We start from the raw sequence: 13,086 nt of genomic DNA, 5'->3' as shown, positions 1-13,086 counted from the left end.
TCCCCTACGTCTCCCCACCCCCTCCCCCCCCCCCCCCCCCCCCCCCCCCCCCCCCCCCCCCCCCTCCCCCCCCCCCCCCCCTTCTCCCCCCCCCCCCCCCCCCCCCCCCCCCCCCCCCCTCCGGCCGTCCCAGCCGGTCCACCACCCGTGCCCGTGCCACTCGGAGGGGTGAATCTCGGCTTCAGGGCTCCCGCACACACTTACGCTGTGCAAAGCTTCCATTACCAGCAGTTTACCAAGTCTTGATTCATCGACTTGATGGTGCGCGGGCGGGCCGCTGTCCAACGGCGGTCCGCCCGTACCATCCCGCCCCACCGTCGCGACCCACGACAGCCGATCCGAGCCCGAGCAGAACCCGCGGAGTTGACTGCGTTCGTTCCCCCGGAAAGACGGGAAGCCATGACCCTCGACACTCCTTCTCCCCCCGCCGGTCCTCCCCCCGCCGGCACCACCCCCGTGAGCCACGCCCCGCCCGGTGGCACGCCCTCCCGCCGAGCCCGGCTCCACGTATTGGCGCGCCACGACCTGCCGGCCTCCGTGGCGGTCTTCCTGGTCGCCGCGCCCTTCGCGCTCGGCATCGCCCTGGCCACCGGCGCGCCGCTGACCGCCGGCCTGGTGGCGGCAGCGGTCGGTGGCATCGTCGCCGGCCTACTGGGTGGCACTCCACTCCAGGTCAGCGGTCCCTCGGCGGCGTTGACCGTGATCACAGCGGGGCTGATCAGCCAGTACGGCTGGCAGGCCACCTGCGCGATCACCGTGACGGCCGGGCTACTGCAGATCCTGCTGGGCGCGCTGCGGACGGCCCGGTCGGCACTGGCGATCTCGCCCGCGGTGGTCCACGGGATGCTCGCCGGGGTCGGCATCACCGTCGCACTCGCGCAGTTGCACGTCGTGCTCGGCGGGTCGCCGCAGCGCTCGGCGGTGGCCGATCTGCGGGCGCTGCCAGCACAGTTGGCGGGCCCGCATCTGCCCGCCCTGGCAGTCGGCCTGCTCGCCGTCGGGGTCCTCTGCGGCTGGCCGCGGCTCGGCAGGCTGCCCGGACGGGCCGGGCGGATCGGCGGCCTCGTGGCGAGGGTGCCCGCGCCGCTGGCGGCGGTCGCCGGCGGGACGGCGCTGGCCGCCGGCTGTGACTTCGAACTGGCTCGGGTCGAACTACCGGGCTGGCGCGAACACCAACTGGTCGCGCTGCCGCACGCTCCGCTGCTCGGCCTGCTCGGAGCCGTGGTGACGGTCACCGTGGTGGCGAGCGTGGAGTCGCTGCTCTGCGCGGTCGCGGTGGACCGACTCGGCGGCGACGCCGGGCAGTTGGACCGCGAGTTGCGCGGGCAGGGGGTGGCCAACCTGCTCAGCGGGTTGCTGGGCGGCCTGCCGGTGGCAGGCGGCGAGGTCCGCAGCTCCGCCAACGTCCGGGCCGGGGCCCGGAGTCGGTGGGCTGCCGTGCTGCACGGCGGGTGGGTCCTACTGGCCGCCGTGGCGCTGACCGGCGGGATGCGACGGATTCCGCTGGCCGCGCTCGCCGCGCTGGTGATGGTGGTGGGCATCCGGATGGTGAGCTTCGCGCACATCCGGCGGGTGCACCGGCACCGGGAGTTCCCGATCTACCTCACCACCGTGGTCGGTGTGGTGCTGTTCGGGGTTCCGCTCGGCGTGGCCATGGGTGGGGGCATCGCACTGCTGCTGGCCCTCTACCGGCTGACCAGGGCGCACGTCGACGCCACCGCCCGGCCGGACGGCTCGTACGGCGTGGAGCTGCACGGCCCGCTGACCTTCGTCACCGTCCCGCGGCTGACCAGGACACTCGGTGCCATTCCCACCGGCGCCGAGGTCACGGTCTGCCATGACGGCTCGTTTCTGGACCATCCGGCCTTCGAGGCGCTGCACTCCTGGCGCTCGGCCCACATCCTCCGAGGCGGCCGGGTCTCGATGCTGACGGAGCAACACGGTGCCGAGGCGCTCGATCCGGACGGCACAGTGCGGACCACGGGCCCGGCCGAGCCGCACCGTTTCCACGCCTGGACACCGTGGGTCGGCCACCACCGCATCGACCAGGACGAGGACCCGCACGGCCGCCTGCTCGCGGGCGTCCGCGGCTTCCAGTTGCACACCGCACCGCTGGTCCGGCCAGAGCTGGCTCGACTGGCGCGCGAGGGGCAGACGCCGTCCCAGCTCTTCATCACCTGCGCCGACTCGCGGATGGTGACCAGCATGATCACCAGCAGCGGCCCCGGCGATCTCTTCACGGTGCGCAATATCGGCAACCTCGTCCCCGCCCCGCACGAACCGGGCGCCGCCGACGACTCGGTGGCGGCCGCCGTGCAGTACGCCGTGGAGGTGCTGGAGGTGCGCAGCATCACCATCTGCGGCCACTCCGGCTGCGGGGCGATGAAGGCCCTGCTCGACGGCGTGCACGAACAGTCGGGTCGGCCGACCCCGCTGGCCCGCTGGCTTCGCAACGGGCGGGGGGCACTGGCCCGGCTCGCCCGGGTTCCCGCGGAGTTCGAGGACCGTCCGGTCGCCGACCGGATCGAGGAGTTGTGCATCACCAACGTGGTGCAGCAGTTGGACCAGTTGCTGGCCAACCCGGCGGTCGAGGAGCGGGTCGAGGCAGGCACCCTGCGCCTGTTCGGGATGTACTTCGACATCGCCGCCGCGCAGGCCTACGTGCTCGACCCGGAGACCGGGCGGTTCGGCGCGGTGGCCGGCTCGCGCGAGATCGCCAGCGCGGCCTGATCCTCCGACCTCCGCACACCCGGGCCTGACCCGGCGGGCCGTCCCGGGCCAGCTCCGAGCGCCGGTCCCCGCTCAGCTGGGGATCTTGTTTGAAGATCTTCGAGTAGGCGCATCCGGTGGCCCTGTCGTAGCCGTCCACCTCCCAGAAGGACAGCTCCTGGGCGCCCCGCGCAGCGGCGAAGCTCTCCAGGGTGGACGCGTTGGCCTGGGTGAAGTTCTCGTTGCCGTCGTTGCGGCCGGCGATCGGCGTCAGCCCGAGCTTCGCCCACACCTGAGCCGACGGACCGCCGTAGCCCCCGGCGAGTTGCCCGTGGGTCGCGTTGCCCGCGGACTCGGCGTCCTCCAACGCGTTCTTGCCGTCGCCGAAATCCATCGTCCTGCCAGCACACCGCGACGGCAGGCCACCGCAGCGGGAAGCGCGGGGTGGGTACGGCATGCCGACGGTCCGGATCGCCGCGAAGGGCCTGCGGCGATCCCAGCGGTTGGCGGTTCCGGTGGAGCACCAGGCGTTCCGGTCGTCACGGTGCTCGCCACGGCTCGGCCGGCCGAGCCGCCCCTCGCATGCCCGGACGTCGGCGGCTCGACCGGGCCACCCGCACACGGGCGCTCCGTTCGCATGCCGGTGCACCGCATGCGCACGACGGCCGCGACGACGGCCGGCGGCCGACCTTCTCCCTGCCAGGCGCCGGCGTCGGCCGCGGCCCTTCAGAGGTCTATACCAATTTTCCGAAGTGCCCCCTTGTCAACCGGCCTTCCGGCCTGGTGAGCTGTGCCCTGGGACACACAGGACAATCCCCTGCCAACGGGGGAGTTCCCGGCAGCATGAGACCTTCCCGTCGCGGGAACAGCACCATGCGCGGGAACAGCATCATGAGAAAACTCGATGAGGAGTGCGTGTGAGCAACGAGAGCCTGGCCAACCTACTCAAGGAGGAGCGGCGATTCGCCCCGCCCGCTGAGCTCGCCGCCGCCGCCAACGTCACCGCGGCCGCGTACACACAGGCTTCCGAGGACCGGCTCGGCTTCTGGGCCGAGCAGGCCCGCCGACTCACCTGGGCCACCGAGCCCACCGAGACGCTCGACTGGTCAAACCCGCCCTTCGCCAGGTGGTTCGCCGACGGCCAGCTCAACGTCACCTACAACTGCGTCGACCGGCACGTCGAGGCCGGCAACGGCGACCGCGTCGCCATCCACTTCGAGGGCGAGCCCGGCGACGGCCGCGCCATCACCTACGCCCAGCTCAAGGACGAGGTCTCGCAGGCCGCCAACGCCCTGCTGGAGCTCGGCGTCAGCAAGGGCGACCGGGTCGCCATCTACCTGCCGATGATCCCCGAGGCGGTCGTCGCCATGCTCGCCTGCGCCCGGATCGGCGCGGCGCACTCCGTCGTCTTCGGCGGTTTCTCCGCCGACGCCGTCGCCTCCCGGATCCAGGACGCCGACGCCAAGCTGGTGATCACCGCCGACGGCGGCTACCGCCGCGGCAAGCCGAGCGCGCTGAAGCCGGCCATCGACGAAGCGCTGGCCAAGTGCCCGCAGGTCGAGAAAGTCCTGGTGGTACGGCGCACCGGCCAGGAGGTCTCCTGGACCGAGGGCCGCGACGTGTGGTGGCACGAGTCCTGCGAGCGGCAGTCCACCGAGCACGCTCCCGAGGCGCACGACGCCGAGCAGCCGCTGTTCATCCTCTACACCTCCGGCACCACGGGTAAGCCGAAGGGCATCCTGCACACCTCCGGCGGCTACCTGACCCAGGCCGCCTACACCCACCAGGCGGTCTTCGACCTCAAGCCCGAGAGCGACGTGTACTGGTGCACCGCCGACATCGGCTGGGTCACCGGGCACTCGTACATCGTCTACGGTCCGCTCGCCAACGGTGCCACCCAGGTGATCTACGAGGGCACCCCGGACACCCCGCACCAGGGCCGGTTCTGGGAGATCGTCCAGAAGTACCGCGTCACCATCCTCTACACCGCGCCCACCGCGATCCGCACCTTCATGAAGTGGGGCGACGACATCCCCACCAAGTTCGACCTCAGCTCGCTGCGGGTGCTCGGCAGTGTCGGCGAACCGATCAACCCCGAGGCCTGGGTCTGGTATCGCGAGCACATCGGCGGCGGCCGCTGCCCGATCGTGGACACCTGGTGGCAGACCGAGACCGGCGCCATGATGATCAGCCCGCTGCCCGGCGTCACCGAGACCAAGCCCGGCTCGGCCCAGCGCGCCCTGCCCGGCATCGCGGCCACCGTGGTGGACGACCTCGGCGTCGAGGTCCCCAACGGCTCCGGCGGCTACCTCGTCCTCACCGAGCCCTGGCCCTCGATGCTGCGCACCATCTGGGGCGACGACCAGCGGTACATCGACACCTACTGGTCCCGCTTCGAGGGGCGCTACTTCGCCGGCGACGGTGCGAAGAAGGACGAGGACGGCGACATCTGGCTGCTCGGCCGGGTCGACGACGTCATGCTGGTCTCCGGCCACAACATCTCCACCACCGAGGTGGAGTCGGCCCTGGTCGGACACCCCGCGGTCGCCGAGTCCGCGGTCGTCGGTGCCACCGACGCCACCACCGGCCAGGCCATCGTCGCCTTCGTGATCCTGCGCGGGAGCGCGCAGGATCACGACGGGCTGATCGCGGAGCTGCGCGACCACGTCGGCAGGACGCTCGGCCCGATCGCCAAGCCCAAGCAGATCAAGGTGGTCACCGAGCTGCCGAAGACCCGCTCCGGCAAGATCATGCGGCGCCTGCTGCGCGACATCGCCGAGGGCCGGGAGGTCGGCGACACCACCACGCTGGCCGACTCCTCGGTGATGAACCTCATCCAGTCCCAGCTGCCCGGCGGCGCCAGCGAGGACTGAGTCCGCGTCCGCCCACCGAGGGCCGCCCCGCCGAGTGCGGGGCGGCCCTCGGCCGCGTACGGACGGCTGTCGGGCCGGCGTCAGCTCGCGCGCTGGTCGGCGGTCGGGGCGGGCAGCGTCCCGTAGGCGGCCTGGACCAGGAGCCGGCGCCGGGGCGACGGTGCGCTGACCATCGTGACCAGGCCCGTCCTGGTGGCGGGGCTGAAGCCCGCGAACGCCAAGCAGTCACCGGTGTTGCCCTCGTGGAAGAGCAATCCCTCCGAACCGGGCCGCCGGCGCTCCGCCGAGCCACGGCCGGGCCCCGCGTCGGGCGCCGCCGTCCTCGGCCGTCCGGACCGAGCGCTCCCACCGGCTCAGGCAGACCCGCGAGCCGGCCAACCGGCGGGCCACCGGTGGCCGCAGCACCTCGCCGAGCGCCGTGCGCGGCGCGGGATCGGCCTGGAGCAACGATGCCCCGACGGCGGCTCGACCCTGGTCCGGGCGGCCGGCCGGGGCACCGCGCGCCGCCAGGTGCGCCCGGAAGTCGCGGAGCTTGTCGTCCACGCTGGAGCACAGCGCGGTGGTGCCCAACAGCGCGGGCATCCGGAGCGACGGGATCCGCCGAACGTCGGTAGCCGCTGGTGGGGCCCTGGCCGGGGCCGCAGGAGGTGTCCGGCTTGCCCAGTGGACCGCACACCCGGCCGGCCAGCAGGTCCTCGTAGCGGGCGCCCGCCGCGTTCGCCAGCAGCAGGCCCGGCAGGCCACCGCCGAGGCTGGAGTGCCACGCCTGGTGCCCGGTGTGCCGCGAGAAAAACGGGCGGGGCGCCACGGCGGGGGTGGGACGGCCGGCCGCTCCCGCACGTGCTCAACGCCGTTCGGGGGCACGGCAGTCCGCACGGGAGTCGGACCCAGCGCGGCTCCCTGCCCGACCTGGTGCTAGCACCACCTGTCCGACGGGTGCTGGGCTCCTGCGAAGTCGGGTGCCAACACCAATGCGGCGCGCCGAGGCGAAGCGGCACTCTCATTGCATGACGACGACTCCCATGACGACGACATCCAGCAGTGCGGCTCCGACCGCCCAGACGATCAACCTCACCACGGCGTACGGGCGCCGGACGGTCGTGTCCGGTGTGAGCCTCGCCGTCCGAGCGGGCCTGGTCACCGGATTCGCCGGCTCCAACGGCGCCGGTGGGTCGACCGCCCTACGGCTGCTGCTGGGCCTGGGGCCTCCCGATATCGAGCGTGCCCTGATCAACGGCAGACCGTACCCCGCAGCGGCGCCGAACTCCGTACCCCGCTCTCGCAGATGGGCGCGCTGCTCGACGCACACCCGTGCCACGTGTGGGGTCACGATGGACAAGGCCGTCCAGGCAGAAACGGAGATCACCGTATTCGAGCGGCTGACCGCCCGAGCCTGGCGCGAGCGGCTCTACTCACTGCTGAGCCTCCCGCTGGCCGCCCTGGGGCTCGCCGCAGTGGTGCTGACCGGCGTGTTCAGCGCGCTCTCCGCCAGGTTGCGGTTCCTGCCGATGCTCGTGCTGGCCCCCCGGCCGGACCAGGCGCTCGGCTCGCTCCAATGGGCCTTCGTCCGCCGGAAGTTGAGGCTGGAAGTCGCCAACCCACCACGGCTGCCTCGGTCGTCCGTCCTCGCCAGGTTCATGGGCCACCACCTGGGGAGATACCGCCTGGCGGTCCTGCACCTATCTGCTGGTCCGAGTTCGGCTGTGCATGGCGCAGTTCCCGTCGGGCTTCTGCTGGTGGGCCTCCGGCGTCCTGCTCGTCTGCTACCCGCTGCTCTGGAAGCTGGAGCCGCAACACGAGCGGGACGCGGCCGACACCACGCACAGCTTCGAGATCCAGATCGCGGGGTTCTTCTTCGACACCTGGCCCCGGGTGCTCCTGATCACCGCCGTCGGCCTGCTGGCGCACCGGGTATCGCCCCGACTGGCGCGACATCCGCTGGTTGCCGACCACCTCCTGCTGACCCGCCCGCTCGGTCCCTCTGCCGGGTGCTGCGGCTGGTCCAGCTCGCGGGGACCAGGGAGCACGCCATCAACGAGGCAGTGGCCACCCTGCGCCGGATCGAACGGGGACCTGCACGACGGTGCCCAGGGTCGACTGGTCGCGCTCGGGATGCGGCTCGGCCAGGCCGAGCGCCAAGTGGCCAAGGGCAACGTGGAACAGCCCCAGTGGTCGCAGTTCCGCAGCCAGCGGCCGGGCCTCAGCGCAACCATTCGACCGACAGACAACCTGATGAAGCGACACCCGAGTCGAAGGGACGTGATCGAGCGATGCAGGTGGTGGCGGAGGACACCACAACCCTGCGGGCCGGTCTGGTACAGCCCGGAAAATGAGGGCCACCACGTGGGGGCGGCCGTCCCGGACGCCGAGCAGTTGCGCAGCGCGGTGGCCAGGCACCGACCCGACCTGGATGCCGCCGACCCACACCGACGAGGGCCCGCATCCCGGCATCGAACTGCGCGGTCAACCCGGAGCTGGCCGTGCCGATCCTCTCCCAGTACATGGAGACCCGGTACCCCAACAGGCTGTTGGCCGGTGGTTCGGCTGGGGTGGGATACCTGCTGAAGGAGCGGGTGCTCGACGCCCAGGACTCCATCGACGCCCTGGAACGGGCGGCAGCCGGCGGCACGGTGCTCGACCCGGAGGCGGTCACCCAGCTGCCGGAGGCGGTCGCCCAGCTGATGGGCGCCCAGCCCGACCCACAACGCGGTGAACCCGCCCAGTCCCCGGGAGTGGGAGGTGCTCGCGCTGATGGCGGAAGGCCGGTCGAGTGCCGCGATCACGTCCGGGCTGGTGGTGACCGAGCGGGCGATCGAGAAGTACGTGGCGAACATCCTCCTCAAGCTGGAGCTTCCGATGCCCCCGGCCGACCATCGGCGGGTCCTGGCCGTACTGCGCTACCCGGGTGCCTGACCCGGCGCCAGGGCAACCTCGGCCACCGAGCCGGCCCCACTCGGGCAGCAGGGCAGATGGTCATCATTGACCATAAAATATGACAAGACGGATATAGGACCTCGGCACCCGGTAGACTGTTAACGTCGCAACAAGATCAGCGACAGTCTCCGAGGCGCGCCGGGAAGTCTGGTCGGCACTGCACCACAGGTGCATCCGCACACCGTCCCGCTGCCCAGGAGGTCTCCCGCGTGGCCAGCCCGCCGCCCACCGCCCCGTCGCCCCGGCGCCGTCAGTTCCTCGGCAGGCTCTCCCTCCCCGAGCGCAACTACCTGGCGGACGCCCTGCGGACCGAGACGGTCGGCGGCATCCTGCTGCTGCTGGCCGCCGCTGCCGCACTCATCTGGGCCAACGTCTGGCCGCACGCCTACGAGAGCGTCCTGGAGGACACCGTCGGGCCGTCCGGCCCGCTGCACCTGAACCTCACGCTGGACGCCTGGGCCAAGGACGGCCTGCTCACCATCTTCTTCTTCGCCGCCGGAATCGAACTCAAGCGCGAGTTCATCGCCGGCGAGCTGCGGACGCCCAGCGCGGCCCTGCTGCCGGTGGTGGCCGCGGTCTGCGGGGTCGCGCTCCCGGCGATCGTCTTCGCCTTGGCCAACAGCGGCCCCGGTGGCCACCCCGGCGGCTGGGCCATCCCGACCGCCACCGACATCGCCTTCGCCCTCGGCGTGCTCGCCGTGGTGGGCAGTCACCTGCCCTCCGCGTTGCGCGCGTTCCTACTCACGCTCGCCGTGGTGGACGACCTGATCGCCATCCTGATCATCGCGGTGTTCTACAGCTCGGGGATCAAGTTCTGGGCGCTCGGGCTGTCCCTGGCGGGGCTGGTGCTGTTCTGGTTCCTGCACCGGCGTGGCGTCCACGGCTGGTACCTCTTCGTCCCGCTGGCGCTGGTGATCTGGACGCTGATGCACGAGAGCGGAGTGCACCCGACCGTCTCCGGCGTGGCCATGGGCCTGCTGCTGCGCTGCCACCGGGAGGGCGACGAGAAGCAGTCACCCGGTGAGCACATCGAGCACCTGGTCCGACCGCTCTCCGCCGGGGTCGCGGTGCCGCTGTTCGCCCTCTTCTCAGCCGGGGTGACCCTCTCGCCCGCGGCGATCAGGGAGGTCTTCACCCAGGCCATGCCGCTCGGCATCGTGCTCGGCCTGCTGGTCGGCAAGAGCATCGGCGTCTTCGGCGGGGCGCGGCTGGCCGCCCGGTTCACCCGAGCCGAACTCAACCCGCAGCTGACCTGGGCCGACCTGTTCGCGGTCGCCACCCTGGCAGGCATCGGGTTCACCGTCTCCCTACTGATCAGCGAGCTGGCGTTCGAGGGCGACCACGCGCTCGCCGACCGCGCCAAGGCCGCCGTGCTGCTCGGCTCGGTGCTCTGTGCCCTGGTGGCCACGGTGCTGCTCAAGTTGCGCAACCGGCACTACCGGCAGCTCTGCGAGGAGGAGGAGCGGGACAGCGACGGTGACGGGATCCCCGACGTCTACCAGCAGGACGACAACCCCTCCTGGCCGCAGTCGCGGTAGCGGCGCGGGCGTCCCGGGCCACGGTGACATACGGTCGGATGACACACCGTCCGCACAGGCGGGCCTGAGTGGTGCCCCACCGGCTGGTGAGGGCATGATCTGAGCTGTCCGGAATCTCAGCAGAGGAGAAGACCAGATGTCCGCAGGAACCGCAGGCCCGTCCGGCAGCGCCCGCGAGCCCTACGAGGGCGAGCGCTCGGTCGGGCAGCTGTTCGCCGCGGCCACCGCCGACCTGTCGGCACTGGTGCACGACGAGATCGCGCTGGCGAAGTCCGAACTCCGACAGGACGTCAAGCGCGGCCTGACCGGCAGCGTCTCCGGCGTGGTGGCGGGCGTCTTCTTCCTGGCCTCGCTGCCGATGCTCAGCTTCGCGGCGGCGTACGGGCTGAAGTGGCTGGGACTCCCGCTCGGCTGGTCGTTCCTCATCGTCTTCGGCGTGTACGTCGTGCTGGGCGCGATCCTGGCGCTGCTGGCCGTCCGGTTCTTCAAGAAGGTCGAACCCCCGCGCCGGACCATCGAGGGCGCCCAGGCCACCGCCGAGGTCCTGAAGAACGCCCGCCCCCGCCCCGCCACCCCCGCCGAGCGCGCCGCACTGGAGCGCTGACCGGCACCGGCCCGCGGCCGACTCCGGTGGTGGTCCCGGGACCGCCGCGTACCGAATCCGCCGTAGCCCGAACGAGTGCCGGGGCCATGTTCCCGGCCCGGATGTGAAACGCTCTCGTTATGCCGCTCGACCAGACGCCCGTCCCTCCCGTGACCGCAGTGCCCGGCCCCGGAGCCGAAGCGGACCCGACCACGCCCCCGGGCGACGGCGCGACCACCCCCGGCCGGACCACCGGTCGGCCCGGGTCCGCCGGCGCCGCCCAGGGCGGCCGTCCGGTCGGCTGGAGCGTCCGCGAACCCGGCCCGTGGACCCACCGCGACCTGGCCGCGAACGGCGCCCGGTTCCACATCGCCGAGCAGGGCGATGGCCCGCTGGTCCTGCTGGTGCACGGCTGGCCGCAGTACTGGTGGGCCTGGCGGCACCAGATGGCCGCGCTGGCCGCCGCGGGCTACCGGGCGGTGGCCCTGGACCTGCGCGGCATGGGCGGTAGCGACCGCACCCCGCGCGGCTACGACCCGACCAACCTCGCGCTCGACATCACCGGAGTGATCCGCTCGCTCGGCGAGCACAGCGCCCACCTGGTCGGCCACGACACCGGCGGCTCGCTCGCCTGGGTCGCCGCCGTGATGCGCCCCTCGGTGATCCGCAGCCTGACCGTGGTCTCCGCGGCCCACCCCCGCCACCTGCGCCGGGCTCTGCTCAGGGACCGGCGGCAGATGGCCGCCTTCGAGCACGTGCTGGGCTTCCAGCGTCCGTGGATACCCGAGCGCCGGCTGGTCGCCGACGAGGCCGAGCAGATCGCCCGCTACCTGGGCGCCTGGACCGGCCCGAACCTGCTGGCCCCCGAAGCGGTGGGGAACTACCGCAGCGCCATGCGGATCCCCAGCACCGCGCACTGCTCCATCGAGCCCTACCGCTGGCTGATCCGCTCGATGGCCCGCCCGGACGGCATCCAGTTCGTCCGCCGGATGAAGAAGCCGGTCACCGCACCGACCCTGCACATCCAGGGCGCCGCCGACCCGGTACTGCTCTCCCACACCGCGCTGGGCGCGGGCGAGTTCGTCGAGGCGCCGTACCGCTGGCGGCTGTTGCCCGGCGTCGGCCACTTCCCGCACGAAGAGGTCCCGGAGGAGTTCAGCTCCGAACTCATCGGCTGGGTGGGCGAGCACAAGTAGCCGACTCCGCGTCGACCGGACACCTTCGCAAGAGCGGCACCGAGGGTCGTTCGCGGCACCCGATGCACGCTCAACTCGCCTTTCTCGACGAGACGTTCCTATGACTGCGGCATACTCCAGTTCGCCCCGGTAAGGGTGGTTACCCGGGCGGGCGCAGGGGCATCCATCCAGCATGACCTGGATGCCCGATCGCACCGCCGCGCCCCGCGGACGGCGCGTCAACCACACGCCCGCACCCGCCCCGCACCAGCCGGAATGGCCCAACGGCTCGCAGCGGCACCAGAGCGCCGAGCCGCATCCGCTCGGCATCCCACGGATCCTCGGCCGGCGGGCCCGCTGGGTCGGCGCCCGCCTGCGGCGCGAGGCCTGAGCGACCTCGCACCACCCGGCGGGCGCCGACCGGTTCGCACCGTCCGGCGCGGCGACAACCGTCAGCTGAGGACGGTCGGCTCCAGGGCCGTGAACCAGAGCAGCGCGAAGGTGGCGACTGTCATGATCGGGACCAGCACCTTGGTCTCCATGTCATTGCCACTGCGCTTGATCAGCACGATCTCGTAGCGCTGCTTGTGCGGCCAGAGCAGCGGCGCGCCCTTCTTGGTCAGGCAGTCGCCCAGCAGGTGGGTGAGCGTGCCGAGGGCGACCGCGTACGGCAGCCAGCCCGGCGCGTCGGGCAGCCACCGGTCCATCCCGAAGGTGCCGAGCGCCGCCAGGCCGACGACCGTCAGCCAGCTCTCCACCCCGTCGCCCGGCGGGTGCAGCCGCAGCGCCTTGATCGCCAGCGCCAGCAGGAAGAACGACAGGCCCATGGTGAAACCACGCCCCAGATAGCTCACCCCCGCCCAGGAGCCGAACCCCATCAGGGCCACGAAGAGCACCGAGTGGGTGGCGTGCCGGTGCCCGCCCGAGATCCAGGCGACGAAGCGGCAGAGCAGCTTGGAGACCGGGCCGAGGAAGTTGGCGATGGTCCCGTCGTGGTGGTCCAGGTCGGGCAGCAGAGCGGCGCCGGCGCAGAGCACCGTCCCGAGCAGGATGTCAGCCGGCTTCAGGTGGGTGTGCAGCAGCAGCGGCGGCAGAAAGGGCGCGGAGCCCGCGTACAACATCGCCCCGCTGACCGCGTGCGAGTGACCCATCATGGCGTTTCCTGACCTCCCGTTCAGGCGCTCCCCGATGCGCCCCCGGTTGGGCCGAACGGGTGAGAGCCCGCCGACGCTATCAGGATGTCCTGACGGACCGCCGGAAGCGGGACCGGCGTG

General features: G+C 72.1%; 11 protein-coding genes. 8 read left to right on the top strand and 3 right to left on the bottom strand.

Annotation, left to right across the window (positions count from 1 at the left end; all coding sequences use genetic code 11):
• The first annotated feature begins 399 nt into the window (after window positions 1-399).
• Together ACZ38L_RS03850 and acs are read left to right on the top strand one after the other, a co-directional pair.
• A complete protein-coding gene (locus ACZ38L_RS03850; RefSeq protein WP_465688910.1) occupies window positions 400-2,730 on the top strand; it encodes a SulP family inorganic anion transporter in 2,331 nt (776 codons plus the stop codon).
• Between the two features lie 896 nt (window positions 2,731-3,626).
• Window positions 3,627-5,582, top strand: coding sequence for an acetate--CoA ligase (gene acs / locus ACZ38L_RS03845; protein WP_465688908.1), 1,956 nt, complete (start codon window positions 3,627-3,629; stop codon window positions 5,580-5,582).
• 80 nt (window positions 5,583-5,662) lie between these two features.
• Here acs and ACZ38L_RS03840 read toward each other — a convergent pair whose 3' ends face one another.
• Together ACZ38L_RS03840 and ACZ38L_RS03835 are read right to left on the bottom strand one after the other, a co-directional pair.
• Complete coding sequence (locus ACZ38L_RS03840) at window positions 5,663-5,803, bottom strand: hypothetical protein (protein WP_465688906.1); 141 nt, start codon at window positions 5,801-5,803, stop codon at window positions 5,663-5,665.
• Between the two features lie 4 nt (window positions 5,804-5,807).
• Window positions 5,808-6,164, bottom strand: a complete 357-nt coding sequence (locus ACZ38L_RS03835; protein ID WP_465688904.1) for a hypothetical protein — start codon at window positions 6,162-6,164, stop codon at window positions 5,808-5,810.
• Between the two features lie 389 nt (window positions 6,165-6,553).
• Here ACZ38L_RS03835 and ACZ38L_RS03830 point away from each other — a divergent pair, with 389 nt between their 5' ends.
• The 6 genes from ACZ38L_RS03830 to ACZ38L_RS03805 all read left to right on the top strand — a co-directional run bounded on the left by ACZ38L_RS03830 (window position 6,554) and on the right by ACZ38L_RS03805 (window position 12,203).
• Window positions 6,554-7,915: an ATP-binding cassette domain-containing protein gene (locus ACZ38L_RS03830; RefSeq protein ID WP_465688902.1), complete on the top strand. Its 1,362-nt coding sequence runs from the start codon at window positions 6,554-6,556 to the stop codon at window positions 7,913-7,915.
• A 376-nt stretch (window positions 7,916-8,291) separates the two neighbouring features.
• Window positions 8,292-8,495 carry a response regulator transcription factor gene (locus ACZ38L_RS03825; protein WP_465688900.1) on the top strand — a complete coding sequence of 68 codons (204 nt, stop codon included), beginning with the start codon at window positions 8,292-8,294 and terminating at the stop codon, window positions 8,493-8,495.
• Window positions 8,496-8,725: 230 nt separating this feature from the next.
• Window positions 8,726-10,054: a Na+/H+ antiporter NhaA gene (gene nhaA, locus ACZ38L_RS03820; RefSeq protein WP_465688898.1), complete on the top strand. Its 1,329-nt coding sequence runs from the start codon at window positions 8,726-8,728 to the stop codon at window positions 10,052-10,054.
• A gap of 136 nt (window positions 10,055-10,190) precedes the next feature.
• Window positions 10,191-10,658 carry a phage holin family protein gene (locus ACZ38L_RS03815; protein WP_396556101.1) on the top strand — a complete coding sequence of 156 codons (468 nt, stop codon included), beginning with the start codon at window positions 10,191-10,193 and terminating at the stop codon, window positions 10,656-10,658.
• Between the two features lie 149 nt (window positions 10,659-10,807).
• Window positions 10,808-11,833 carry an alpha/beta fold hydrolase gene (locus tag ACZ38L_RS03810; RefSeq protein WP_465688895.1) on the top strand — a complete coding sequence of 342 codons (1,026 nt, stop codon included), beginning with the start codon at window positions 10,808-10,810 and terminating at the stop codon, window positions 11,831-11,833.
• Window positions 11,834-12,014: 181 nt separating this feature from the next.
• The gene (locus ACZ38L_RS03805) at window positions 12,015-12,203 is read left to right on the top strand and encodes a hypothetical protein (protein WP_465688893.1); all 189 of its coding nucleotides are present in this window, start codon (window positions 12,015-12,017) and stop codon (window positions 12,201-12,203) included.
• Between the two features lie 61 nt (window positions 12,204-12,264).
• Here the strand turns inward: ACZ38L_RS03805 and ACZ38L_RS03800 are convergent, their stop codons facing one another.
• On the bottom strand, window positions 12,265-12,966 hold the full coding sequence (locus tag ACZ38L_RS03800) for a metal-dependent hydrolase (RefSeq protein ID WP_396556107.1): 702 nt from the start codon (window positions 12,964-12,966) through the stop codon (window positions 12,265-12,267).
• Window positions 12,967-13,086: the final 120 nt, after the last annotated feature.

The organism is Kitasatospora sp. NPDC024654 (genome assembly GCF_055559155.1).
The sequence above is the reverse complement of the archived record's forward strand: the minus strand, read 5'-3'. Positions and strand labels throughout refer to the sequence as shown.